The 24,359-nt window shown below is 72.3% G+C and carries 18 protein-coding genes, 2 tRNA genes and 1 pseudogene; 18 read left to right on the top strand and 3 right to left on the bottom strand.

From position 1 onward, the window contains the following. The first annotated feature begins 3 nt into the window (after nucleotides 1-3). Nucleotides 4-765: a maleate cis-trans isomerase family protein gene (locus tag ABD143_RS35170; RefSeq protein ID WP_343987067.1), complete on the top strand. Its 762-nt coding sequence runs from the start codon at nucleotides 4-6 to the stop codon at nucleotides 763-765. 411 nt (nucleotides 766-1,176) lie between these two features. Here ABD143_RS35170 and ABD143_RS35165 read toward each other — a convergent pair whose 3' ends face one another. After that, nucleotides 1,177-1,863 carry a DUF2461 family protein gene (locus ABD143_RS35165; protein WP_343987064.1) on the bottom strand — a complete coding sequence of 229 codons (687 nt, stop codon included), beginning with the start codon at nucleotides 1,861-1,863 and terminating at the stop codon, nucleotides 1,177-1,179. A gap of 130 nt (nucleotides 1,864-1,993) precedes the next feature. Here ABD143_RS35165 and ABD143_RS35160 point away from each other — a divergent pair, with 130 nt between their 5' ends. From ABD143_RS35160 to ABD143_RS35115, 10 genes are all read left to right on the top strand, one after another. After that, nucleotides 1,994-2,734, top strand: coding sequence for a response regulator transcription factor (locus tag ABD143_RS35160; RefSeq protein WP_343987061.1), 741 nt, complete (start codon nucleotides 1,994-1,996; stop codon nucleotides 2,732-2,734). 35 nt (nucleotides 2,735-2,769) lie between these two features. Further along, nucleotides 2,770-4,128, top strand: a complete 1,359-nt coding sequence (locus ABD143_RS35155; RefSeq protein ID WP_417715290.1) for a sensor histidine kinase — start codon at nucleotides 2,770-2,772, stop codon at nucleotides 4,126-4,128. Between the two features lie 241 nt (nucleotides 4,129-4,369). Continuing rightward, nucleotides 4,370-6,463 carry a glycosyltransferase family 39 protein gene (locus ABD143_RS35150; RefSeq protein WP_343987210.1) on the top strand — a complete coding sequence of 698 codons (2,094 nt, stop codon included), beginning with the start codon at nucleotides 4,370-4,372 and terminating at the stop codon, nucleotides 6,461-6,463. A gap of 89 nt (nucleotides 6,464-6,552) precedes the next feature. Further along, complete coding sequence (locus ABD143_RS35145) at nucleotides 6,553-7,815, top strand: bifunctional glycosyltransferase family 2/GtrA family protein (RefSeq protein ID WP_343987055.1); 1,263 nt, start codon at nucleotides 6,553-6,555, stop codon at nucleotides 7,813-7,815. Nucleotides 7,816-7,859: 44 nt separating this feature from the next. Beyond that, a complete protein-coding gene (locus ABD143_RS35140) occupies nucleotides 7,860-9,908 on the top strand; it encodes an ArnT family glycosyltransferase (RefSeq protein ID WP_343987052.1) in 2,049 nt (682 codons plus the stop codon). Between the two features lie 253 nt (nucleotides 9,909-10,161). Continuing rightward, nucleotides 10,162-11,772, top strand: coding sequence for an AMP-binding protein (locus ABD143_RS35135; RefSeq protein WP_425563754.1), 1,611 nt, complete (start codon nucleotides 10,162-10,164; stop codon nucleotides 11,770-11,772). 25 nt (nucleotides 11,773-11,797) lie between these two features. Continuing rightward, the gene (locus tag ABD143_RS35130) at nucleotides 11,798-12,667 is read left to right on the top strand and encodes a ferredoxin family protein (RefSeq protein ID WP_343987049.1); all 870 of its coding nucleotides are present in this window, start codon (nucleotides 11,798-11,800) and stop codon (nucleotides 12,665-12,667) included. A 28-nt stretch (nucleotides 12,668-12,695) separates the two neighbouring features. Next, nucleotides 12,696-13,874 (top strand): acyl-CoA dehydrogenase family protein, encoded by a 1,179-nt coding sequence (locus ABD143_RS35125; protein WP_343987047.1) that lies wholly within the window; start codon nucleotides 12,696-12,698, stop codon nucleotides 13,872-13,874. Beyond that, nucleotides 13,871-14,371 (top strand): PH domain-containing protein, encoded by a 501-nt coding sequence (locus ABD143_RS35120; protein ID WP_343987045.1) that lies wholly within the window; start codon nucleotides 13,871-13,873, stop codon nucleotides 14,369-14,371. Before ABD143_RS35125 ends, ABD143_RS35120 begins: the two co-directional genes overlap by 4 nt. After that, the gene (locus ABD143_RS35115) at nucleotides 14,368-15,891 is read left to right on the top strand and encodes a PH domain-containing protein (RefSeq protein ID WP_343987042.1); all 1,524 of its coding nucleotides are present in this window, start codon (nucleotides 14,368-14,370) and stop codon (nucleotides 15,889-15,891) included. Before ABD143_RS35120 ends, ABD143_RS35115 begins: the two co-directional genes overlap by 4 nt. A gap of 13 nt (nucleotides 15,892-15,904) precedes the next feature. Here the strand turns inward: ABD143_RS35115 and ABD143_RS35110 are convergent, their stop codons facing one another. Then, nucleotides 15,905-17,440, bottom strand: a complete 1,536-nt coding sequence (locus ABD143_RS35110) for a helicase HerA-like domain-containing protein (protein ID WP_343987039.1) — start codon at nucleotides 17,438-17,440, stop codon at nucleotides 15,905-15,907. A gap of 252 nt (nucleotides 17,441-17,692) precedes the next feature. On the opposite strand from ABD143_RS35110, the gene orn reads away from it, so the two are divergent. The 7 genes and pseudogenes from orn to ABD143_RS35075 all read left to right on the top strand — a co-directional run bounded on the left by orn (nucleotide 17,693) and on the right by ABD143_RS35075 (nucleotide 22,390). After that, nucleotides 17,693-18,319 carry an oligoribonuclease gene (orn, locus tag ABD143_RS35105; RefSeq protein ID WP_343987036.1) on the top strand — a complete coding sequence of 209 codons (627 nt, stop codon included), beginning with the start codon at nucleotides 17,693-17,695 and terminating at the stop codon, nucleotides 18,317-18,319. A 34-nt stretch (nucleotides 18,320-18,353) separates the two neighbouring features. Next, nucleotides 18,354-18,429, top strand: a tRNA-His gene (locus ABD143_RS35100). A gap of 129 nt (nucleotides 18,430-18,558) precedes the next feature. Further along, nucleotides 18,559-18,634 (top strand) — tRNA-Lys (locus tag ABD143_RS35095). 565 nt (nucleotides 18,635-19,199) lie between these two features. Next, a pseudogene (locus tag ABD143_RS35090) lies at nucleotides 19,200-19,964 on the top strand (LLM class flavin-dependent oxidoreductase); the annotation flags it as partial. Between the two features lie 161 nt (nucleotides 19,965-20,125). Next, on the top strand, nucleotides 20,126-21,118 hold the full coding sequence (locus ABD143_RS35085) for an NADPH:quinone oxidoreductase family protein (protein ID WP_343987033.1): 993 nt from the start codon (nucleotides 20,126-20,128) through the stop codon (nucleotides 21,116-21,118). A gap of 118 nt (nucleotides 21,119-21,236) precedes the next feature. Further along, the gene (locus ABD143_RS35080; RefSeq protein WP_343987031.1) at nucleotides 21,237-21,398 is read left to right on the top strand and encodes a hypothetical protein; all 162 of its coding nucleotides are present in this window, start codon (nucleotides 21,237-21,239) and stop codon (nucleotides 21,396-21,398) included. Then, nucleotides 21,395-22,390 carry an RNA polymerase subunit sigma-70 gene (locus ABD143_RS35075; protein ID WP_343987027.1) on the top strand — a complete coding sequence of 332 codons (996 nt, stop codon included), beginning with the start codon at nucleotides 21,395-21,397 and terminating at the stop codon, nucleotides 22,388-22,390. The genes ABD143_RS35080 and ABD143_RS35075 overlap by 4 nt, the downstream gene beginning before the upstream one ends. A 487-nt stretch (nucleotides 22,391-22,877) precedes the next feature. On the opposite strand, the gene ABD143_RS35070 is transcribed toward ABD143_RS35075, so the two are convergent. Then, entirely contained in the window at nucleotides 22,878-24,224 is a 1,347-nt protein-coding gene (locus tag ABD143_RS35070; RefSeq protein WP_343987023.1) for an OFA family MFS transporter, read from the bottom strand. Nucleotides 24,225-24,359: the final 135 nt, after the last annotated feature.

Genomic DNA, 24,359 nt, shown 5'->3' with positions numbered 1-24,359 from the left:
GGCGTGCGGGACCACCACATCGGGATGATCGTCCCCAGCTCGAACCTCACGATGGAGACCGAGCTGCCCCGGATGCTGCGGGCCAGGGAGGAGCTGCATCCGGGCGACCGGTTCGTGTTCCACTCCGCCCGTGCCCGCATGCAGCACGTGACCCCCGAGCAGCTCGTGGCGATGAACGCCCAGGCCGAGCGGGCCGCGACCGAGCTCGCCGACGCCCGGCCCGACGTCGTGGCCACCGCCTGCCTCGTCGCGATCATGGCGCAGGGCCCTGGCTACCACTGCACGGCGGAGGACTCGATCACCAGCGCCCTGCGGGCCGAGGGCTCCGACGCGCCGGTGGTGTCCAGCGCCGGAGCGCTGCTGTCGGGCATCGCCGCACTGGGCGCGCGGAAGGTCTCCCTCGTGACGCCGTACATGCGGCCGCTGACCCAGAAGGTGGTGGAGTACCTCGAGGACGCGGGCGTCGAGGTGATCGACGCGCTGTCCCTCGAGGTGCCCGACAACCTCGCCGTGGCCCGGCTCGACCCGGCCGACCTGCGCGAGCACTGGCGCAAGCTCGACCTCACCGGCGCTGAGGCGCTGGTGCTGTCGGCGTGCGTGCAGATGCCGTCGCTGCCGGCGATCCAGGCAGTGGAGGACGAGGTGGGCCTCCCGGTGCTCTCGGCGGCGACCGCCACCACGTTCCGGATCCTCTCCGAGCTGGGCCTGCCCACCGAGGTGCCCGGTGCGGGACGGCTGCTGAGCGGGGCAATCCGGGGGACGTGACGGGGGCCCGCAGAAGCGGCGTCCAGGTGGGTGCATCGCAAGCGTCATGCCCATCCCGTAGACGAATCGGCAACATCCTGACAGTGCCTTTATCGCCTTTATCGCGAGGGCGCACGAGCAAGACTCTTGCTCGAACGTGCGTTCGCGCAGTGTGCGGGGCATGGCTGCCGATCTGCATGCTCAGGCCATCAAGGCCGCCACCGATCACATCGCGCGGGCCGACGGCCTCACCCTGCCGGTCCGGCATGGCCCCTGACCATCAAAACCCGTGCCGCCCGCGAAAGTCACACGCGAAGCGCGTCGGCGGCCGGTGCCTCGGCTAGGGCGTGTCCGGTGGATCTTGTTCGATGAGAGCCGTGATGCAGGTGGTTCCTGGGGTTGGGCCGCCTCGGCCCCGCCTGACGAAACCGGTCAGGGCGAAGGAACCGAAGCCACACTGGCTGGTCGCGGAACGGTGGCCGCCGGGCCGACGTGCTCGTCCAGCCACGCCGCCACCGGCGCCGCCGCCCGCCACGCCGCCCGCACCCGGGCCACCGGCTCGCGGGTACCGATCCACTCGCCGACCGGCCACGTGGCGGTGAGCTGGAGCCCGCGCCTGCGCAGCAACGCGATCCGCGGGTGGTCGGCCCGGAAGCCGCGTGGCGCGCCGACGAGCGGCCGCCCATCGTCGGGAGTGAGCCCGTCGAGGGAGCCGAGGGAGCCGAGCAGGCCGGCGAGCCACTCGCCCGCGGGGCCGTCGACCGCCGCGCGGTAGCGGCGGGTCTGTCCGCCGTCGAACGCCCAGTGGCCGGCCGCCACCGACAGGGCCGTTGCCGACAGGACGATCGAGAACGTGGAGCCGCCCGCGCTCGTGGCGACTCCGCCGGTGTCGGTGCGGTAGGGCGGTGCATCGGGGCGGAAGCGCCGGTTGACCGCGGGCCGGAAGATGCGCACCGGCCCGAACTCCGGCTCCAGCTCGGCGGCCAGCGCCCGCATCGGCCCGTGCACGGCCGTAGCGTGGCGGTGGCGATGCTCCTCCCAGAAGTCCCGGGTGTTGTCGGCGGCGATCTCGGTGAGGAACTTCGCGGCATCGGCCGGCCAGCCCGTGAACCCGTGCATGTCGTCCTCCTGTCGAAATGGGCGAATTGCCCGGCATGGACGACGCCGAGGCAGGATCGGTTCCAAATCCACAGGAGATGCACAGGATTCGCCCAATGCCGCCACAGCCGTGCGCGCGAGGGTGGTTAGCATGGCGACGATGCGGGAGCAGGCTCCTGAGCTGCGGCGAGCCGATGGCACCCCGATCCGGGTGCTGGTGGTCGACGATGAGGCGACACTCGCGGACCTGCTGTCGATGGCGCTGCGGTACGAGGGGTGGGACGTGCGCTCCGCCGGCGAGGGTGGCGCGGCGGTCCGCGCGGCGCGGGAGTTCCGCCCGGACGCGGTGGTTCTCGACGTGATGCTCCCCGACTTCGACGGCCTGGAGGTGCTGCGGCGGATGCGCGCTGAGACCCCGGACGTCCCGGTGCTGTTCCTGACCGCCCGGGACGCCGTGGAGGACCGGGTCGCAGGGCTCACCGCGGGCGGCGACGACTACGTCACCAAGCCCTTCAGCCTGGAGGAGCTGGTCGCGCGCTTGCGCGGGCTGCTGCGCCGCTCGGGCATGACCGCCGCTCGGCAGGGCTCGGAGCTCGTGGTCGGCGACCTCGTGCTCGACGAGGACAGCCGCGAGGTCCGCCGCGGCACCGACGTGATCGAGCTGACCGCCACCGAGTTCGAGCTGCTGCGTTACCTCATGCGCAACCCGAAGCGGGTGCTCTCCAAGGCGCAAATCCTTGACCGGGTCTGGGACTACGACTTCGGCGGCCAGTCCAACGTCGTGGAGCTCTACATCTCCTACCTGCGAAAGAAGATCGACGCCGGCCGCGAGCCGATGATCCATACCGTGCGCGGGGCAGGCTACGTGCTCAAACCGGCGGCCGGCGGGTGAGGACACGGTCGCTGCGGACCCGGCTGGTGGCGGCCATGCTGCTGCTGCTCGCCTTGGCGTCCACGGTGATCGCGGTGGTGACGACGATCGTCCTGCGCCAGTACCTCATGCGCCAGCTCGACGACGGCCTGCGCGTCGCGAGCCGCGTGATCATCCGCAACGACGGGACGCCGTCGTCCCCCGATGCAATTTTCCGCTCACCCCGCCCACCCGACAGCCTCACCGCGGTCATCAGGCAAGGTGCCGTGGTCGACGCTCAGGTCTACCCCCGGACCGGGGGCGCCGTCCCCGTGCCCGCGACCGAGTACGCCGATCTCACGGCCCTCGTGCCCGACGGGCGGGCGGTCAGCGCCGACCTCGGCACGCTCGGCGAGTACCGCCTGATCGCCGCGACCACCCCGCGCGGGGACGTGGTGGTGAGCGGGCAGTCGGAGCAGCAGCTCCGAGGCACCGTCACAAGCCTCGTCACCACCGAGCTGATCGTCGCCGCGGGCGTGCTCGTGGTTGCGGGCATCGCGGGCGCCATCGTCGTGCGCCGTGAGCTGCGCCCCCTGGAGCGTGTAGCCGCCACCGCCGCGCGCGTGAGCAGGCTGCCACTGGATCGGGGAGAGGTCTCGCTCGCCGAGCGCGTACCGGACGCCGACCCCCGCACCGAGGTGGGGCAGGTCGGCACCGCGCTCAACCGGATGCTCGACCACGTCGGGTCGGCGCTGGAGGCCCGGCACGAGAGCGAGATGCAGCTGCGCCAGTTCGTCGCGGACGCGAGCCACGAGCTGCGCACCCCGCTGGCCGCCATCCGCGGGTACGCAGAGCTGAGCAGGCGTGGCGAGCTGTCAGCCGACACCGAGCACTCGCTCGCCCGCATCTCGTCGCAGGCCGACCGCATGACCACCCTCGTCGAGGACCTGCTGCTGCTCGCGCGCCTCGACGCCGGCCGCCCGCTCGAGCGCGGCGAGGTGGATCTGACCCGGGTCGTCGTCGACGCCGTGAGCGACGCGCACGCCGCCGGGCCAGGCCACCGCTGGCAGCTTGACGTGCCCGACCAGCCGGTGACCGTACCGGGCGACGCGACACGGATCGCCCAGGTGCTCGCCAACCTGCTCGCCAACGCCCGCGCCCACACCCCACCCGGCACCCGGGTGACGGTCGCCCTCGCCGCCGACCACGCCGGCGCCCATTTGCGGGTGACCGACGAAGGGCCGGGCATCGCCCCGGACCTGCTGCCGCACGTCTTCGAACGGTTCGCGCGCGGGTCGTCCTCCCGGTCCCGGCAGAACGGGAGCACCGGGCTGGGGCTCGCGATCGTGCACGCCGTGGTGACGGCGCACGGCGGCACCGTGGGCGTCAGCAGCAGCCCGGGGCGCACGGCGTTCGACGTGCGCCTGCCACGCTGACACTGCGCACCGCTGGGCGCTTCGCGCGGGCGCTGTGCCGATGATTCGCTCAATGGCGTCGCTCACAGCGCACACACAGTTACGCCACCGGGCCGGCACAGCTCGCCCGTCCACTCTCGGGCAGCGTGAACCAGCTTGCGAGACCGCCAATAACGACAGGCCCGTTGGGCACGCCTGCGGCGCACGCGCGCGAGGGGCAGGCGTGACCACGGCGCTCTCTGCTCCGGCCGGTCCGATCGCGATGGTTCCGCCTCCCGGGCGCGGATCTCCCCTTGCCAGGCGCGCCGCGCTCGGCGGCCTCCTCGCCGGCACCGCCGTCCTCTACCTGTGGGGCCTGTCGGCATCGGGCTGGGCGAACGCGTTCTACGCCGCGGCGGCACAGGCGGGCAGCCAGAGCTGGGAGGCGTGGTTCTTCGGCTCGTCGGACGCCGCCAACTCGATCACGGTGGACAAGCCGCCCGCCTCCCTGTGGATCACCGGGCTGTCCGTCCGGATCTTCGGGTTGAGCAGCTGGAGCGTCCTCGTCCCCGAGGCGCTGATGGGCGTCGGCGCGGTCTGGCTCCTGTACGCCACGGTGCGGCGCACGGCGGGCCACGCCGCGGGTCTGCTGGCCGCGGGAGCACTCGCACTCACGCCGGTCGCCGTGCTGATGTTCCGCTACAACAACCCGGACGCCCTGCTCGTCCTGCTGCTCATCGGTTCGGCGTACACCACGCTGCGCGCGGTGGAGTCCGGCCGGACGCGCTGGCTGCTGCTGGCCGGGGCGCTGATCGGGTTCGGGTTCCTCACGAAGATGCTGCAGGCGTTCCTCGTGCTGCCCGCGCTTTCCGCGGCCTGGATGACCGCCGCGCCGGTGGGGATCGGACGGCGGATCCGGGACCTCGCGCTCGCCGGCGTCGCGATGCTCGTCACCGCGGGCTGGTGGGTGCTCGTCGTCGATCTCTGGCCTGCGGATGCGCGGCCCTACATCGGCGGTTCGCAGGACAACAACGTGCTCGAACTGGTGTTCGGCTACAACGGCTTCGGCCGACTGACCGGCAACGAGGTCGGCAGCGTCGGCGGCCAGGGCGGCGCGGGCGGCGCCGGCCGGTGGGGCGAGACCGGCCTGACACGGCTGTTCAACGCCGAGATGGGTGGCCAGGCGGCGTGGTTGTTGCCCGCGGCGCTGCTGCTGCTCCTCGCGCTGCTCTGGTACACGCGCCGGGCCCCGCGTACCGACCACCTGCGGGCGGCCACCATCGTCTGGGGCGGGTGGCTACTCGTGACCGGGCTGGTGTTCAGCCTGATGGCCGGGATCTTCCATAGCTACTACCTGGTGGCGCTCGCGCCCGCGATCGCCGCGGTCGCCGGGATCGGCGCGGTGGTGCTGTGGCGCAGGCGGGCGGAGCTCACACCGCGGATCACGCTGGCCGTGGTGCTCGCCGGGACCGCCGTGTGGGCGTTCGTGCTGCTGGGCCGGACGCCCGACTGGCAGCCGTGGCTCGCGTGGACGGTGCTCGTCGTCGGGGTGGTCGCGGCGTTCGGACTGGTCGCCGTGAACCGCCTGCCGCGGACGCTCGGCGTGACCGCCGTGGCCGTCGCGGTGGTGGTCGCACTGGCCGGGCCCGCGGGCTACTCGGTCGTCACCGCGGCCACCCCGCACTCCGGCGCGATCCCCACCGCAGGGCCCGAAGGCTCGGGGATGCGAATGGCCGGCGGGCGCGGCGGCGGGGGGCCGACCCGGCAGCTGGGCACAGGGCAACCGGGTACAGGGCAACCGGGTACAGGGCAGCCGGGTACAGGGCAGCCGGGTACAGGGCAGCCGGGTACAGGGCAGCCGGGTACAGGGCAGCCGGGTACAGGGCAGCCGGGGGCCGGCGGGCCCGTGCCGAACGGCGGAGGCTTCGGCGGCGCGCGCGGTGGGAACGGCCAGGGCGCACCGGGGGTGCAAGGCGCCGGCCAGGCCGGTGGTCGCGGGGGCTTCGGCGGCCTGCTCGGCGCATCGACCCCGCCCGCAGGCGTCGTGCAACTGCTGGAGGTCGACGCAAGCTCCTATAAGTGGGTGGCGGCGGCCAGCGGCTCCAACAACGCCGCCGGCTACCAGCTCGCCACCGGCGACTCGGTGATGCCCGTCGGGGGCTACAACGGCACCGACCCCTCCCCGACGCTCGCACAGTTCCAGCAGCTCGTCGCAGCAGGGCAGATCCACTACTTCATCGGCGGCGGCATGATGATGGGCGGCGCCTCCGCGAGCGGCAGCAACCAGTCCAAGCAGATCTCTGACTGGGTCGCCGCAACGTTCACGCCGGTCACCGTCGACGGCGTCACCCTCTACGACCTCTCGGCGGCGTCGTGACCACGCTCACGCCCGACCACGAGCGACGCACAGGTCGTCCACATGATCACCACAACGGCGGTACAGCGGCCGCCGAGACCGTCGTCCCCATGAGCGTCGAGACCGCGCCGCAGCCCGTGCACACCGGACGACCCGAGCGCGACGTGCTCGACGTCGTCGTCCCCGTCTACAACGAGGAGAACGATCTCGAGCCGTCGGTCCGGCGGCTGCACGCCCACCTCAGCAGGCAGTTCCCTTACCGGTTCCGGATCACAATAGCGGACAACGCGAGCACGGACGGGACACCGCAGATCGCGTCGCGACTGGCGGCGGAGCTGCCCGGCGTCGCCGCGCTGCGGCTGGAGCAGAAGGGCCGCGGGCGGGCGCTACGCAGCGCGTGGTCGGCGTCGGACGCGCTGGTGCTGGCCTACTGCGACGTGGACCTGTCCACCGATCTCGCCGCCCTGCTCCCGCTGGTGGCGCCGCTGATCTCGGGGCACTCCGACCTCGCGATCGGCACCCGGCTCGGCCGGGGCTCCCGGGTGGTGCGGGGCGCGAAGCGGGAGATCATCTCCCGCTGCTACAACCTCCTGCTGCGCGGGGCGCTGGGCGCCGGCTTCTCGGACGCGCAGTGCGGGTTCAAGGCGATCCGCGCCGATGTGGCACAGCGGCTGCTGCCGCTGGTGGAGGACACCGGGTGGTTCTTCGACACCGAACTGCTCGTGCTCGCCGAACGCGCCGGGCTGCGCATCCACGAGGTGCCGGTCGATTGGGTGGACGACCCGGACAGCCGCGTCGACATCGTCGCGACCGCGCTGGCCGACCTCCGCGGCATCGTCCGGGTGGGCCGGGCGCTCGCCACCGGCCGGCTCCCGCTCGCGGAGCTGCGCACGCAGCTGGGCCGCGGCGCGCTCACGGCCGACGTCGCCGGGGTGCCGAAGGGGCTCCCGCGCCAGCTCGTGCGGTTCGCCGCCGTCGGCGTCGTGAGCACGCTCGCCTACGTTGCGCTGTACGCGCTGCTGCGCGGTGCGGTCGGCCCGTTCGCGGCGAACCTCGGCGCGCTCGTCGTCACGGCCGTGGCGAACACGGCGGCCAACCGCCGGCTCACCTTCGGGGTGCGCGGCAGCTCAGGCGTGGCGAAGCACCACGTGCAGGGGCTCATCGTGTTCGGGCTCGGCCTCGCGCTCACCAGCGGGGCCCTCGCCGCACTCGCCGCCTGGGCGCCCGGCGCGAGTCAGGGGCTGGAACTGCTCGTGCTGGTGGTCGCCAACGCGCTCGCCACGGTGCTGCGGTTCATCGCGTTCCGGTCGTGGATCTTCCGCGGCCACCGGGCCCGGGATGCCCAGGCCGCCGCCGGGAGGACTGCCGCATGACCGAGCTAGCAAAGCGAATCGTCGACACGCAGCGAGGTGGGGACATGAGTGCAACGCTGGCGCCACCGCGTCCGACGCAGGCCCCCGCCGCGGGATCACGCCGCAGCCGGCGCGAGCTGGCGGCTCTCGCAGTGCTGCTCGTCGGCACCGGGCTGATGTACCTGTGGAACCTCGGCGCGTCCGGCTGGGCCAACAGCTACTACGCCGCCGCCGTGCAGTCGATGACGAAGAACTGGACGGCCTTCTTCTTCGGCTCTCTCGACGCCGGCAACATCGTCACGGTCGACAAGCCACCGGGCTCGCTGTGGGTGATGGCGCTGTCCGGGCGGATCTTCGGGTTCTCCTCGTGGAGCATGCTCGTGCCGCAGGCACTGATGGGCGTCGGCACCGTCGCGCTGGTCTACGCGGCCGTGCGGCGTGTGGCGGGCCCGGGCGCCGCGCTCCTCGCGGGTGCGGCCATGGCGCTCACGCCGGTGGCCGTGCTGATGTTCCGGTTCAACAACCCCGACGCGCTGCTCGTGCTGCTGATGGTCGCCGCCGCATACGCCACGATCCGAGCGACCGAGACCGCGTCGACGCGGTGGCTGGTGCTCGCGGGCACGCTCATCGGGTTCGCGTTCCTGACGAAGATGATGCAGGCGTTCGTCGTGGTCCCGGCGCTCGCGCTGGCCTACCTCGTCGCCGCGCCCACCGGTTTCTGGCGCCGCGTCCGGCAACTGCTGGCCGCCGGCGTCGCGATCGTGGCGGCCGCCGGCTGGTGGGTCCTCGCCACGGTGCTGTGGCCCGCGTCGAGCCGCCCCTACATCGGCGGGTCGCAGGGCAACAGCGTGCTGGAGCTGACATTCGGTTACAACGGCCTCGGCCGGATCTTCGGCGGCGAGGGCCGTGGGCCGGGCCAGGGACCCAACGCCACGGAAGCCCCGGCGGGCGCGCCGCCTCCCGGGGCCGAGCTGTTCACCGGCGGTCCCGGCGGTGGTGGCGGCGGCAACATCGGGTTCGGCGGCTCGCCGGGTCCGCTGCGCATGTTCGGCGACTCCATCGGCACGCAGGCGGCCTGGTTGCTCCCGGCGGCGCTGGTGCTGCTGGTGGCCGGGCTGTGGCTGGTGGGGCGAGCCCCGCGGACCGACCGGCTCCGCGCGGCGCTGCTCCTCTGGGGCGCGTGGACCGTCGTGACCGCGCTGGTCTTCAGCTTCGCGCAGGGGATCTTCCACCCGTACTACACGGTGGCGCTGGCGCCGGGGATCGCCGCGCTCGTCGGGATCGGCGGGATGCAACTGTGGCGCGCCCGGGACACCTGGGTCGCTCGTGCGCTGCTCGCCGTCGTCGTCGCCGGGACGGGTGTGTGGGCATACGTGCTGCTCTCCCGCACGCCCGACTTCCTGCCGTGGCTGCGCTGGGTCGTCGTCGCGATCGGTGTGGTTGCGGCGATCGCTCTCCTGGTGAGGGCGACATGGAAGCGCCTGGCGACGGTGACCGCGCTCGCGGCGCTGCTCACCGGCCTCGCGGCGCCGGCCGCCTACGCCTTCGACACCGCGGCCACCCCGCACAACGGCAGCATCCCGACCGCCGGGCCGAGCCAGTCCGGCTTCGGCGGCGGCCGACCGGGAGTCGGCGGACCGGGCAGCGGCGGACCGGGCAGCGGCGGACCGGGCGGCGGCGGACAGCGACCGGGAGCAGGCGACGCACCCGGACAGCCGGGCCGGGGACCGGGCGGCCAGGGACCGGGAGGCCAGGGTCAGGCGATGCGCGGCGGCCCGGAGGGCGCGGCGACCGATCCCACGCTCATCGCGCTCTTGCAGGCCGCCGGCACGAAGTGGTCGGCGGCGACGACCGGCGCGCAGAGCAGCGCGGGCCTCGCCCTCTCCAGCGGGACCACCGTCATGGGCATCGGCGGGTTCAGCGGGTCCGACCCGGCGCCCACACTGGCGCAGTTCCAGACGCTCGTGGCCGCGGGTGAGGTGCACTACTTCATCCAGGGCGGCGGCGGCTTCCAGCGCGGGGGCTCGGCGATCGCCACGTGGGTGCAGCAGAACTTCGCACCGACGACGGTGGGCGGGACGACGGTCTACGACCTGACCCAACCGGTGAACTGACCCCGCGACCTCCGCCCCCTACCCGGGTCCTTGGTAGTGATCTTTCTTCTGGGCCGCCCCCGTGTTCGGGGCGCGCCCGGCTGTGCAGGGCGTATGTTCTCGGGCTGCGGGGCCGGTAGAAGACCAGTTCGACGAGCTTGCGGGCGGCGGCCACGACCCCGATTTGCAGCCGTGCGCTTTCCAGGCAGCAGGGCCTGCGCCACGGGCTCGCGGGGGCCAGACTGGGCTTGTGATCGAACTGGTTGGGCGCCTTATGGGACCGGTGCGGGCCGGGGCCGAGGCAGCGCTGGGGTCGGGGCGGGCGGTCGTGGCTCTCACCCGCTCCGGCGTCGTCCGCCCGGTCCGCCCCGACCGTCTGCTCGGTATGGCCACGAGCCTCGCGCGCTACGGGCTCTCGATCACCACGGGGTACGCGGCGGGGGCAGCCCGTCACCCCGACCGCACCGCGATCGTCGACGACGACGGCTCGGTTACCTTCGCCGAGCTCAACCACCACACCGACGCCGTGGCGAGGGGATTCGCGGCGTCCGGCGTCGGGCCCCGGGTGCGGGTGGGGGTGCTCTGCCGCAACCGCCGCGCCGCGATCGAGGCCCAGGTGGCCGCGGGCAAACTGGGCGCGGACGTCGTGCTGCTCAACACGGGCCTGTCGGCCGGGCAGCTCCGGGAGGTCGCCGAGGAGCTGCGGCTGCACACCGTGGTCGCCGACGAGGAGTTCCGCCCCGCGTTCGAGGCGCTCCCCGACGGCTGCCGGGTGATCACCGACCTCACGGGCCTCGACGGACCCGGGCCGCTCCCCCTTCGCCCACCGGGCGGCCACACGATCGTGCTGACCTCCGGCACCACCGGCCCGCCCAAGGGCGCGCGCCGCCCGCCCATCCATACCCTCGCCCCCGCCGCCGCGATCCTCTCGACGATCCCCCTGCGGGCAGGCGAGCCCGTGCTGATCTCCGCGCCGCTGCTGCACACGTGGGGTCTCGCCGCGCTGCAGCTCGCCGCTCTGCACGGCGCTCCGGTCGTGCTGCGGAGCCGGTTCGACCCGGCCGACTTCCTGCGAACGGTCGAGGAGCACCGCATCGACGCGGTCTTCGCCGTGCCGGTGATGCTGCAGCGGGTACTGGAACTGCCTGCCGAGCAGCTCGACGCGGCCTGGCGGACGCACCGGCCGCGGGTCGTCGCCGTGAGCGGGTCGGCGCTGCCCGCCGGGCTCGCCACAGCGTTCATGGACCGCTTCGGCGACATCCTCTACAACCTCTACGGCTCCACCGAGGTGTCCTGGGTAAGCATCGGCTCTCCCGCCGATCTGCGCGCCGCGCCCGGCACCGCGGGCCGCGCCCCGGTCGGCACGCGCCTCGTCGTGCTGGGCGGGGACGACCGCCCGGTGCCCCCCGGCGTGGAGGGGCGGGTCTTCGTGCGCAACGACATGCCGTTCGAGGGCTATACGCGTGAGGGCGCCGACGTCCCGCGCTTTGGGGACCTGATCGGCACCGGCGACGTCGGGCGGCTCGACGAGAACGGCCTTCTGCACCTCACCGGCCGGGCCGACGACATGATCGTCTCCGGGGGAGAGAACGTGCATCCCGGCCCTGTCGAGGAGCTGATCGCCGCGCGGCCGGAGGTGCGGGAGGCGGCCGTCACGGGCGTGCCGGACGAGCAGTTCGGGCAGCGGCTCGCGGCGTACGTGGTACTGGAGCCCGGGTCCGCGGTCGACGCCGACGACGTCCGCGGCTGGGTGCGTGCCGAGCTGAGCAGGTTCGCCGTGCCCCGTGACGTCGAGTTCGTCGCGGAGCTGCCGCGTAACGCGACCGGGAAGATCGTGCACCGCGACCTGCCAACGACGGGTGACAAGCATCACCCAACGGGGTAAGGAAAGGCTTAGATAAAATGCCCTGATGGACGCGGCGACGACACGGGAAGCCCAGCGCTGCACCGTGCTGTCCCGGGCGCTCGACGAGCCGCTGGCGGGCACCGCTCCCGTCGCGCAGCGGTGGGTGTGTGTGGAGCAGCGCAGCGCGTGGCCGCAGGAGCTCGCCGCCCACCCCGACCCGGCGCTCGCCGCCCTGGCCACCACCCCCGGCTGGCGGCTGCAGCTCATCCGCAGGCCCGGCCGCGGCAGGCACGACGACGGACCGCTGCACGTCTACCTCGCCGACACCGCCCCCGGGCGTTCGCACACCACGCTCCTGACGCTCGACGCGCCGGCCGACCTCGCGCTTCCCGCCCCCGACGAGCCGCTGCCGGGCACGCGGGTGGACGACCCGCTCCTCATGGTGTGCACGCACGGGAGGCGCGACCGCTGCTGCGCCCTCGACGGCCGCGCGCTGGCCACGGCGCTGGTGGCGGCGGGCGAGCCGCACATCTGGGAGAGCAGCCACCTCGGCGGGCACCGGTTCGCCCCCACCGCGCTCGTGCTCCCCACCGGCTACCTGTACGGGCGTCTCGACGTGCCGTCGGCGATCGCGGCGCGCAAGGCCGCCTGCCCGGGTGAGGTGGAGCCGGCGCGCTGCCGCGGCCGGAGCACGTGGTCGCCGAGGGGGCAGGTGGCCGAGCTGGCCGTGCGCGCCGCCACCGGCCTGCGCGACGCCGACGCGCTCAGCGTCACCGACGCCCCCGGCGGCGCCGTGGTCACCGCGCGGGACGGGCGGCGCTGGGCCGTCGACGTCAGCGAGGTGGCGGGCGAGGGTCCCCGGCCGCCGTCCTGCGGCGTGGACGCGGCCCCGTTCTCGGCGCTGCAGGCCACGGCACCGCGCGCGCTCGCCTGACGCGGAAACGCCGCGATAGCGTCGTCATGTGGTGACCGATGCGGCGCGGGCCGTCGAGGCGCTGTTCGCGCCTCCGCCGGAGGTGACCACGCACCCCGCGGTCGCCGCGGCCGCACGGATCGCCGCCGACGTCCTCGCCCCGCACGCGGCGGCCGCCGACGACGCGCGGCAGGGCGTCGACCCCGCGCACCTGGCACTGCTCGCCGGGCACGGCCTGCTGTCGGTGCGCATGCCCGTCGCCGAGGGCGGGTACGGCGCGGGCGAGCGGGTGGACGCGGAGGTCGTCGAGCTGGTCAGCGGGGCGTGCGGGGCGACCTGGTTCATGACGACACAGCACCGCTTCCCGCAGGCGCTCTCCCGCGGCCCGCTCACCGCGCTCGCCCCCGAGGCGATCACCCTAGGGCCGGCGGCGGAGCGCCACCGCGCCGGGCTCGCCTCCGCCCGCACGAGCGCTGGCATCGCGATCGCCCACATCCGCAGGCCCGGGCCACCCGCCGTGCGCGCGGAGCCCCGCCCCGGCGGCTGGACGTTCTCCGGCACGGCCGACTGGTGCACCGGCTGGGGCCTGCTCGACGTCGTGATGATCGCGGGTACGACCCCGGACGACCGCTTCGTGCTCGCCCTGCTCCCGGCAGCCGAGCGGCCCGGGCTCCGCGCGGGCGATCCGCTGCCGCTCGCCGTCATGGCCGGGACGCGCACGGTCGCGCTCGCGATCGACGGCCTCGCGGTCGACGCCGAGGACGTGCTCGCCGTGATCGACGTCCCGGCGTGGCACGCTCACGACGCCGCACGCACCGCGAACGCCACGCCGGCGTCCCTCGGGCTGCTGCGCCGCATGGTCGTGGCCCTCGCAGAGCTGGGTGCGATGCGGGACCGGCCGGAGGCGGTCGACGCCGCCCACACACTCGCGAAGCGGGCCGCCGGCGTGCGCGCAGAGGCGTACGCCCTGCTCACGGAGGTGCCGCTGTTCGAGCGGGTGGCCGAGCGCAGGGAACTGCGGGCCGCGGTCACCGAGTTGGCGGTGCGCACCGCGGGCGCACTGGTGGCGGCCCGCTCCGGCAGCGCGCTCCTGCTCACCAGCCCGGAACAGCGCTGGGCCCGCGAGGCCGCGTTCCACCTCATCCAGGCCCAAACGGCCGAGGTACGAAACGCCCAGCTAGCCGCATTCGCAGATCCGTCGGGCGAACGGAGCAGACTCGCACCATGACCTCCGTAGCGCTGCCGCTCCGGCCACCGGCCCACCAGGTCAGCCCCCGGGCCGTGCGCTGGTGGCAGCTGCGGGCACTCGCGACGCTCGTGCTGCTCGGCGGTCCGCAGGCCGTTGCGCTCGTCGTCCTGAGCGGCCGCGCGCCCGGCTGGCTCACCGCCACGACGATCGCCACGGTGGTGCTCACCCTGGCGTACGGGCTGGTGGTGCCACCGCTGCTCTACCGCATCCACCGCTGGGAGGTCACCCCGGAAGCCGTCTACACGCTGTCTGGCTGGCTGGTGCGGGAGTGGCGGATCGCGCCGATCTCACGGGTGCAGACGGTCGACACCCAGCACGGGCCGATCGAGCAGCTGCTGAAGCTCGCCAGCGTCACGGTCACGACGGCGTCGGCGCGCGGGCCCGTCAAGATCCGCGGGCTCGACCAGGATGCCGCCGCCGAGCTGGCCCGCACCCTGACCGAGACCACCCAGGCGACCCCGGGCGACGCCACGTGACGACCGATGTCGAGGCCTCCACCACCGTCGAGGCGCCGTGGCGGCGGCTGGATCCGCGGATGCTCGTGGTCGGCCCGGCCGCGAGCCTCGTGCGGCTGCTCCCGGTGATCGTCGTGTTCCTGGTGACCGGGCAGGGCGATGTGATGCGGCTGTGGTTCCCGCTCGGCGTCGTCGTGCTGTTCATACTCGGCGGCGTCGTGCGCTGGCGCACGACCCGGTACCGGATCACGGCCGACCGGGTGGAGCTGCACAGCGGGTGGCTGCGCCGCCAGCGCCGCTCGGTGCCGCGGGACCGGATCCGCACGGTCGACCTCACCGCGAAACTCCTGCACCGGGTGTTCGGGCTGAGCGTCGTGCACGTCGGCGCCGCGTCCGGGGGCATGGCCGCCGAGAGCCAGGGGCTCGCCCTCGACGCCGTCAGCAAGTCCGAGGCCGACCGCCTGCGCCACGAACTGCTCGACCGCTCGCGCGCGCCGGTGCCCGACCCGGCGGTCGCGGCGCCCGCCGTCCCGGTGGAGGAGCTCGCCCGGCTGGACTGGTCGTGGCTGCGGTTCGCGCCACTGACGTTCTCCTCGATCGCCGGCGTGGGTGCCATCGGCGCCGCGCTGTTCAACCTGTTCGGAGACCTCGGCGTCGACCCGCGGGACATCGAGGCGGTGGACGACGCCGCGTCCCGGCTCGCCACCGCCCCACTCTGGGTGGGCGTGCTCGTCGTCGGGCTGGTGCTGCTGGTGGTGGCGGTCGTCGGCGCGCTGCTGCTCTTCGCCGAGCGCTGGTACGACTACCGGCTCACGCGCGAGCCGTCCCCCGAGGGCGCGGGTGCGCTGCGCGTCCGCCGGGGGCTTCTGACCCGCCGTTCGCTGTCGGTGGCCGAGCAGCGGATGCGCGGCGCCGAGGTGGTGGAGCCGCTGCTCCTGCGGGCGGGGCGCGGCGCCCAGACGCGGGCGCTGTCGACGGGCCTGTCCCGCGACTCCCAGAGCGGGGCGCTGCTGCCCCCGGCGCCGCGGGCCGAGGCGCACCGGGTGGCAGCGGCGGCGCTGCGTGAGCACCCGGCTGAGATCACTCTCACGACATTGCGCCCGCACCCGCGGGCCGCGTTGCAACGGCGGCTGACGCGCGCGCTGGGCCCGGCGGCCGCGCTCGTTGCCGGCGCGTTCCTGCTCGGGAACGCGGTGGCGCCCCTGTCCTGGCTGGGCCCCGCGAGCCTGGTGCTGCTCCCGGCAGGAGTGCTGGTGGCGCTCGACCGGTTCCGCAACCTCGGCCACCAGCTCACCGCCCGCTACCTGGTGACGCGCCAGGGCTCGATCCGGCGCCGCACGGTCGCGCTGCAGCGCGCGGGGGTGATCGGCTGGACGTTCCGCCAGAGCGTGTTCCAGCGGCGCGCCGGAGTCGTGACCGTGGAGGCGGTCACGGCCGCGGGCACCGGCGGATACAAGGTGCTGGACGTGACCGCACCCGACGGCGTGGCACTGGCCGACTCGGCGGTGCCCGGGCTGCTCACCCCGTTCCTGCGCCCGTGATCAGCGCCCGTGATCAGCGCCTGCGGCGGGTGCCGAACAGGCCGCGGGTGATCTCCCGGCCCAGCGCGGTCGCCGCCGAGCGCAGGAACGACTTCACCACCGGCGAGCCGAGCACCTCGGCCACCACGCTCGGCTCCTCCCGCTCTCGGCGCGGCTCCGGCGCAGGCGGCGTGGCGTCGGCAGGGGCCGGGGCGGGCGGCGGCGCGGCGATCTTGGCCGTCAGCTTCTCGTAGGCCGACTCCCGGTCGACCGTCTCGCCGTACTTCGCGAAGAGCGGGGAGTCCTTCGCCGCGGTCGCGACGGCACCGGGCCCGATCGCGGCCATCAGGGAGCGCGGCGCCCGCATCCGGGCCCACGCGACGGGGGTGGGCGCGCCTCGCTCGGAGAGCACCGTGACGATCGCCTCGCCGGTGCCGAGCGACGTCAGCGCCTCCTCCATGTCGTAGTGATCGGTGTTCGGGTAGGTCCGCACCGTCTTCGCGAGCGCCGCCTGGTCGTCGGGTGTGAACGCCCGGAGCGCGTGCTGCACCCGCGCGCCGAGCTGCGAGAGCACCGCGTTGGGGACGTCGGTGGGCAGCTGCGTGCAGAAGAACACCCCCACGCCCTTGGAGCGGATGAGCTTCACCGTCTGCTCGATGCGCTCCAGGAACGCCTTGGACGCGTCGGTGAACAGCAGATGGGCCTCGTCGAAGAAGAACACGAGCTTGGGTTTGTCGAGGTCACCCGCCTCGGGCAGCTCCTCGAACAGCTCGGCGAGCAGCCACATGAGGAACGTCGAGTACAGCCGCGGGTTGGCGGCCTGGTCGGCCAGCTCCAGCAGCGTGACGACGCCCTTCCCGTCCACCGTGCGCATGAGGTCGGCGGGTTCGAACTCGGGCTCACCGAAGAAGTCGTCGCCGCCCTGGGCCTCGAGGTTCACCAGCGCCCGCAGGATCACGCCCGCGGTCGCGGGCGAGACGCCGCCGATCCCCTTGAGGTCGGCCTTCCCCTCGCCGGACGTCAGGTGCTGGATCACCGCCCGCAGGTCCTTCGTGTCCAGCAACGGCAGCCCGCGCTGGTCGGCCCAGTGGAAGATCAGCCCGAGCGTCGACGCCTGGGTGTCGTTGAGATCAAGCACCTTGCTGAGCAGGATCGGGCCGAACTGGGTGAGCGTCGCCCGGATCGGCACGGCCGAGCTGCCCCCGCCCAGCGACAGGAACTCGACAGGGAAGGCCGTCGGCGCCCAGTCGTCGCCGGTGTCCTTCGCCCGCGCCTCGATCTTCGGGCCCGGCTCACCCGGCCGTGACATCCCGGAGAGGTCGCCCTTGACGTCAGCCAGCAGCACGGGCACCCCGGCCGCCGAGAGCTGCTCGGCGAGCCCCTGCAAGGTCTTCGTCTTGCCGGTGCCCGTCGCCCCGGCGACCAGCCCGTGCCGGTTGAGCGTCGCGAACGGGATGCGGACCCGCGCAGCCGGGTCCACCGTGCCGTCGACGAGCACGCTGCCCAGCTCGAGAGCGGAACCGTCCGTGGCGTACCCGGCGGCGATCTGCTGCGCTGCGCTCTGGTCCACCCCGCGGAGGCTAGTGTCCCGCGCCGCAGGTCCACCACATATCTCGACGGCCCAGCTCCCCGCTGGGCGCACCGGCGCACGGCCCGAGTACGCCCGGTACGAGGACCGCGCCCCGGCACACCCAGCGGAAACCTGGATCCGCCGATATACGCACCGGACTTCCGGCGCGGGACACTTGAGCATCTCCCCCCGAAACCGCCTGCTCCGCCGCCTCGGCGACCGCTGGACCGGGCCCGGGATTAGTGTGTCTGGGTGACCGACCGCCTCGTCTGGATCGACTGTGAGATGACAGGGCTCGATCTCGGGCGCGACGCGCTGATCGAGATCGCGGTGCTGGTGACCGACGGCGACCTCAACGTGCTCGGCGAGGGTGTCGACGTCGTCATCCACGCCGACGAGGGCGCGCTGGCCGGGATGCCCGACGTCGTCCGCGAGATGCATGCGCACTCCGGCCTCACCGAGGCCGTCCGGGCCTCGACGGTCACCGTGGCCGAGGCGGAGCGGCTCGTGCTCGACTACGTGCGCAAGTACGTGCCGGAACCGCGCACGGTCCCGCTCGCCGGCAACTCGATCGCCACCGACCGCGGGTTCCTCTCCCGCGACATGCCCGAGCTCGACGCCCACCTGCACTACCGCATGGTCGACGTCAGCTCGGTGAAGGAGCTGTGCCGGCGCTGGTTTCCCCGGGTGTTCTACGCGAAGCCGGAGAAGGGTCTCGCGCACCGGGCGCTCGCCGACATCGAGGAGTCGATCCGCGAGCTGGACTACTACCGCCGCACGCTCTTCGTGGCGCCCCCGGGACCGTCGTCGGAGGCCGCGCAGGCCGTGGCCGCCCAGGTGGCGACAACCCGCTTCGATCCCCCCGAACCGCCACGCTAAGCTTGACTTGTCACCGGCCGAGGCCGGTTACATGGTGGGTGTAGCTCAGCTGGTAGAGCACCTGGTTGTGGTCCAGGAAGTCGCGGGTTCAAGTCCCGTCACTCACCCCATGGGAGGGTGCTGAACGACTACGGCCGGAGTCGTTCAGGGTGCTCCCGGGCCGCGGCACCCCGCCGCGCGGCCGCCCTGAAGCGCTGTGTTAGCGTTTCAAGGCGCCCGGCGGTGGGGCGCAACGGCAGGCGCCGCTAGCTCAACTGGCAGAGCAGCTGGCTCTTAACCAGCGGGTTCGGGGTTCGAGTCCCTGGCGGCGCACCATCCTTTGCAGGTCAGGGGGCTTGTCCCCCTGACCTGCATTGCTCTGAGCAAGATCGAACCTGTCGGAAGCCCGACGGAAACGCTTCCCGGAGCTGCCGCACCGTGGCTCGTCCTCCCCTCTCCCTCGGCCACCACGGGGTCCATCAAGGTCACCCGCGAGGATGATTCGCGCGGTCTCACGGCCGAGGAGCGCCGCCGGCTTCTCGCGTACGTCGACACGGACCAGGGTCGCCAACGCGGCCGACCTTGCTCGATCGTCAACCGGGCCGGCGGCGACGCCGAAGGCGCGGATCGTGTGCGGGGCGTCCACCCGAGAGAATTAGTTCAAGAATCTTGTTCCAGATGTTCACTCCGCCGACCGGGCCCCGGCCCAGACCGCCGCAGCACTGCCATCGACCTCGGCATGCAGGCATGCCTACCTACAGGCGCATCGCGGCTGTGCTCCGCGCCGACCGATGACCCAATTCACGTGCCGCGAAATCAGCCCGCCAGACTGAGCGAATGGATCGCCAAATGATCCGCTCTCGTCCCAGCATTTGGTCCGTTCGGTGACCCCAAGGTCCTCGTCGAACTAGCGGTACGCGCGGAGGCCGCCGGGTGGGACGGTGTGTTCCTGTGGGATCACGTGGTCAGCGACGCGCCGCCGATCGCCGATCCCTGGATCGCGCTGGCCGCCATCGCGCACGCCACCGAGAACCTGCTGCTCGGCCCGACCGTCACTCCCCTGACCCGGCGCCGGCCCTGGATGGTCGCCCGGCACGCGTCCACCATCAGCAGGCTCTCTGACGGACGGCTCATTGTCGGCACCGGTCTGGGCTCCGATGAGTCCGGTGATTTCAGCAGTTTCGGGGAGACTACGGATCGGGCGACGCGCTCGGCGATGCTCGCCGAGGGACTGAAGGTGATGCGGGCAATGTGGACAGGCGAGGCCATCCAACACACCGGCTCGCACTATCAGGTGCGCCTGCCGGCCACCGAGGCGGAACCGCACCGCATCCCGGTCTGGATGGCCAGCTCCACCAACCACCCCAACGTGCTCACCCGCGCCATCGGCTGCGACGGGATCTTTCCCAACCCGGACGACCACGAACTGACTCCGGACGAGATCGCCGGCCTCCGCCACGCGCTGGACCGCGCCGGCCTGCCGGCCGACCGGCCGTTCGACGTCGCCGTGCGCGGCAACGCGAGCCCCGCATGGCAGGAAGAAAAGAACGTGGATCTTGAGGGACTCGCCCAGGCCGGCATGACCTGGTGGCTTGAGTCGCTGATCCACTTCGACCCGTTGGACCTGTCGATGGCAGTCGTCGACGCCGGTCCGCCTCGCGTGTGACGCCTCCAACGGCTGTAGCGCGTCTCAACGCCGGTGTAGCTCGGACGCTTCAGCGGCTGCCGATTCCTTTCTGCGGTGGCCGAGGTCTACATCGTCGACGGTGCGGCCCGCCGAAGAGACCGGCCGCGATGAGGCAAGCCGAGAAAAGAGCGCTGATTGCCGTGAGCATTCCCGCCACCATGCGCGCCCTGCAGCAGACCTCGCTGAAGGGTCCGCAGGACATACGTTTGATCACCGACGCGCCGGTGCCGAGCCCTGGCCAGGGCGAGGTCCTGATCCGGGTCACCGCCGCCGGTGTCAACTTCGCCGACATCTCGAAGGCCTACGGCACGTTCCTGGGCGGCCCGCAGCCACCGTATCTGGCGGGTTTCGAGGCCGCCGGCGAGGTCGTAGCGGTGGGCGAGGCGGTGACCGGTCCACGACCGGGGACTCGCGTCATCGGCGTCGGATACGGGGCTTTCGCCGAGTACATGGTCCTGACCGCGGCCGCGGCGATACCGGTGCCGGCTGGCTGGACAGCCGAGCAGGCGCTGGGCCTGGTCGTGAACTGGCCCACCGCACTTGCCGCGCTCAAGCCCCTGGGCCACATCGCCACCGGGGAGACCGTGCTGGTCCACGCCGCCGCAGGCGCGACCGGCCAGGCCGCGGTGACCATGGCCAAGCACTACGGCGCGACGGTCATCGCCACCGCCTCGCCGAGTAAGCACGAGACAGTGCTGGCACTCGGTGCCGACCACGTCCTGGACTCCCTCGATGGCGACCTCGCCGCCGAGGTGCTGCGGCTGACCGGTGGTGCCGGCGCCGATCTGGTGCTGGAGTCGGCGGGTGGTGCCACCTTCAACGCCGGCCTGGCCGCGGCCAAGCCGGTCACGGGCCGGGTCGTCGTCTACGGCGTGGCAGGCGGTAAAGCCGCGATCACCAACTGGGAGTTGGTGTACAAGCACCAGGTCCACATCATCGGCCTCAACATCGGCGTGCTGATCCAGGCCGCACCCCAGATCTTCGGCGAGCTCATGGGTGAGCTGTCCGCCCTCATCGCCGCCGGTGTCCTCACGCCCGCTCGCCCCACCGCCTACGACTTGGCCGACGGCCCGAAGGCCCTCGCGGAACTGGAAGCCAGGGCGACCGTCGGCAAACTGGCCCTGCGGCCCTGACCACCCGGCCACCGCCCGGACGCCCGCTGACCTGGGTTTCGATTCCTTCGCAACGGCGTCCCGGTCGTAATGGGCGACGGTCCCGACCGGCGGGACCGTTCCGGACAAGGAGCAGCGCATGGCAAGCAAGCAATCCGCGGCGGTAGTGGAACTGTACTGGCGATGGTTGACGGTTCCGGCGGACCACGAGCGGACGCCGCGAGACAACCGCCTGTCGATGGACGACTGGGATGCCAAAGCGCGTCTGGCTGACTGGCCCCGGCCTAAGCTCGCGGCATGACGGCGCCCTTGCGGGAGGCGGCGAACCAGGACCGGTTCGCTGCCGAGACCGAGCGGTTCCGCCGGGAGCTGTTGGCGCACTGTTACCGCATGGTCGGCTCGGCGCATGACGCCGAGGACCTGGTGCAGGAAACGTACCTTCGGGCATGGCGTTCTTACGCCGGCTTCGAGGGCCGTGCGTCGATTCGGTCCTGGCTCTACAAGATCGCTACCAACGTGTGCCTGACTGCGTTGGAGCCGCGCCGGATCCGCGTGCTGCCCTCGGGCCTGACAGGTCCTTACGACGGACCCGATCGCCCGCCGAGTCACGTTGCGCCGGGCGAGGTCTCGTGGCTGGAACCGTTGCCGGACCGATGGACCGCCCCGGCTGCCGACGATCCGGCCGCGGCGGTGGTCGCGCGCGAGTCGCTACGGCTGGCGCTCATCGCGAGCCTGCAGCACCTGCCCGCCCGCCAGCGCGCGATCCTCATCCTGCGCGAGGTGCTGGCGTTCTCCGCGGCCGAAACCGCACAGATCCTCGACACCACTACGGCGGCGGTGAAGAGCGGTCTGCAGCGCGCCCGGGCCCGGCTGGACGAACTGGAGCCAGAGCCCGAGGAATTGCTCGAACCGACCGACCAGCGGGCGCGTGCGCTGCTTGACGGCTACATCGCAGCCTTCGAGCGCTCCGACGCCGGACTGCTGGAACAAGTGCTGCGCACGGACGCCACGCTGGAGGCGACGCCATTCCGCGAATGGCAGGCGGGCCGGGTGAAGTGCATCCACATGCTCGACGCGTACGTGCTGGGCGCGCCGGGCGACTGGCAGATGATCGCTACTACAGCCAACGGCCAGCCCGCCGCCGTCGTGTACCACCGGGACACGGACGGCGCGCTCCGGGCACACGGCATCGTGGTGCTGGCCCCAACCGCCACCGGTGTCTCCCGCGTGATCGAGTTCCACGATCCGGCGCTGGTCGTCATGTTCGGCTTCCCGGACGTGCTCGCGGACTGATCCCGACCGCGCGCGTAATAGGCACGCCGAGTCGGCGCATGCTTGACGGCAAGCTGACACGCCGAACGGCCCTCGGACGGTCAGCGGCGTTTCGTGATGCGCCGGAGTAGGTCGAGGAAGAAGAATGGCACCTCCGATTCGAGGCAGGCATCCACCTTGCTCACCACGACCAGCGGGACGCCGGAGCCCAGGCTCGCGCGCCCGAGCGCGGGCGGCCTCGGCTTGGAGTAACCCAGAGCAGTGGGCCGGACATGACCTCGCCGCTCCGAGCGCAGCAAACCCGTCTCGGCAACGGCTTGATGCAACAGCAACGGAACCCCGGTGGAGAGAGGCCTGTGGAAGGACTGCTCCCGCTACCGGGGCCCCGTTGCCCGCCCGGACGCGACCGAAGATCACGAAGTCGGTGGGTCGAGCCTCAGTCCCGAGCGACCCGGATATCGATCGTGAAACGTCGATCGGCGGAGGCCGGGAGCAGCGACACCCCCGCTCAGACCGCCTCTGCGACCGACTGGGCGTTGGGCTCGGTGATGGGCCGGGGCTGCGATCGTCCCGGCTGGCGCAGGAACAGCGCCAGCACCGCCGACGCCAGACCGATCGAGCCGGCCAGCACGAACGCGCCCTGGTAGCCCCAAGCGCCGACCACGACCGCGCCCATCCCCGATCCGAGCAGACCGGACACCAGCTTCGAGCTGTAGACGATGCCGTAGTTCGACGCGTTGTTGTTCTCGCCGAAGTAGTCGGCGGTCATCGTGGCGAACAGCGGGAAGATCGCCCCACCGCCGAATCCTGAGATCATCGAGCACAGCAGGAAGAACGGCATGTTGTGCATGGAACCGGAGATGAGCACTCCGAACTGGGCGGAGCCCAGCACGATGCACACGATGATCAGCGTGTTCCGCCGCCCGTACCGGTCCGAGATCCAGCCGATCACGCCTCGACCGGTACCGTTGACGATGGCCTTGAGTGACATCGCCGTAGCCACGATGCCGCCCGCGAAGCCCATCTCGTTGCCGAAGGGCACCTGGAATGCGATGCCGAAGATGTTGATCCCGGCCGTGCAGAGCAGGCAGAACCACATCATCCACAGCACCGGCGTGCGAGCTGCCTCGCGCGGCGTGTACTGGCGCACCGCCGGCGGGTTCTTCTTCAGCGCCCGCTGGATCCGCGGGTCATCCGATGCCTTGAGGGGATCGACCCCGGCTGGCCACCAGTTCTTGGGCGGATCCTTGAAGAACCAGCCGGAGATCCCGACCGCAAGACAGCACACCACTGCGACGAGGACCAGGACGCCCTGGAAGTTGCTCAGATCCATGTACGAGTTGAAGAGGAAGATGAAGGGCACCGAGCCATAGGCGAAACCGCCGTTCACCAGGCCCGTCTTCCCGCCCTTGCGCTCCGGATACCACTTGCCGACCATGTTGACGGACGTCGCATATACCAAACCGGCGCCGATGCCGCTACAGACGCCGAAGCCGAGGTACGCCACGATCACATTCGGCGCGAAAGCGAGCGAGAGGTAGCCGAGGAAGGTGCCCAGCGCGCCCAGCATCATGGCGTGCCGTGCTGGGAGTCGCCCGCTCTCCCGAAGCTGTCCGGCCGGGAAGGCGACTGCCGCCTGGAAGAAGATCCAGACGCCCATCAGCCAGAAGATATGGCCGCTGTTCCACAGATGGGCCTCGGACAAGGTGTCCTCGGCAGAGGTGAAGGCGTACTCCGCGGAGCTGATGCCCATCATCGCGATCCATGGAAAGAGCACCATGGTCCAGCGTGGCCGCCCCAAGATGTCCCGGTCCGTCTCACCGATCCGGTACATCCGACCATTGGGGTCCGTCACCTCCTTGACGGAGGTGGAGCTACCTACTTCTGACGTTGTCATGTCGAACTCCTTCGTTCTAAAGAACTCGGCCAGCGCCCCCGTCCGGTCCATCTTGGGGGCTCGCGCAGTGCGCACTAATTCATCACATGTGTT

Source organism: Pseudonocardia aurantiaca, assembly GCF_039526725.1.
In the GTDB taxonomy this organism is placed as follows: Bacteria; Actinomycetota; Actinomycetes; order Mycobacteriales; family Pseudonocardiaceae; genus Pseudonocardia; species Pseudonocardia aurantiaca.
This window is presented reverse-complemented; position numbering and strand designations above follow the sequence as displayed.

What these genes read in the sequence shown, in the direction of transcription:
- ABD143_RS35165 (WP_343987064.1), bottom strand. Translation starts at nt 1,863, where the DNA reads ATGCACGGGTTCACGGGCTGGCCGGCCGATGCCGCGAAGTTCCTCACC.
- ABD143_RS35160 (WP_343987061.1), top strand. Translation starts at nt 1,994, where the DNA reads ATGGCGACGATGCGGGAGCAGGCTCCTGAGCTGCGGCGAGCCGATGGC.
- ABD143_RS35155 (WP_417715290.1), top strand. Translation starts at nt 2,770, where the DNA reads ATGCTGCTGCTGCTCGCCTTGGCGTCCACGGTGATCGCGGTGGTGACG.
- ABD143_RS35150 (WP_343987210.1), top strand. Translation starts at nt 4,370, where the DNA reads ATGGTTCCGCCTCCCGGGCGCGGATCTCCCCTTGCCAGGCGCGCCGCG.
- ABD143_RS35145 (WP_343987055.1), top strand. Translation starts at nt 6,553, where the DNA reads ATGAGCGTCGAGACCGCGCCGCAGCCCGTGCACACCGGACGACCCGAG.
- ABD143_RS35140 (WP_343987052.1), top strand. Translation starts at nt 7,860, where the DNA reads ATGAGTGCAACGCTGGCGCCACCGCGTCCGACGCAGGCCCCCGCCGCG.
- ABD143_RS35135 (WP_425563754.1), top strand. Translation starts at nt 10,162, where the DNA reads ATGGGACCGGTGCGGGCCGGGGCCGAGGCAGCGCTGGGGTCGGGGCGG.
- ABD143_RS35130 (WP_343987049.1), top strand. Translation starts at nt 11,798, where the DNA reads ATGGACGCGGCGACGACACGGGAAGCCCAGCGCTGCACCGTGCTGTCC.
- ABD143_RS35120 (WP_343987045.1), top strand. Translation starts at nt 13,871, where the DNA reads ATGACCTCCGTAGCGCTGCCGCTCCGGCCACCGGCCCACCAGGTCAGC.
- ABD143_RS35080 (WP_343987031.1), top strand. Translation starts at nt 21,237, where the DNA reads ATGGCAAGCAAGCAATCCGCGGCGGTAGTGGAACTGTACTGGCGATGG.
- ABD143_RS35075 (WP_343987027.1), top strand. Translation starts at nt 21,395, where the DNA reads ATGACGGCGCCCTTGCGGGAGGCGGCGAACCAGGACCGGTTCGCTGCC.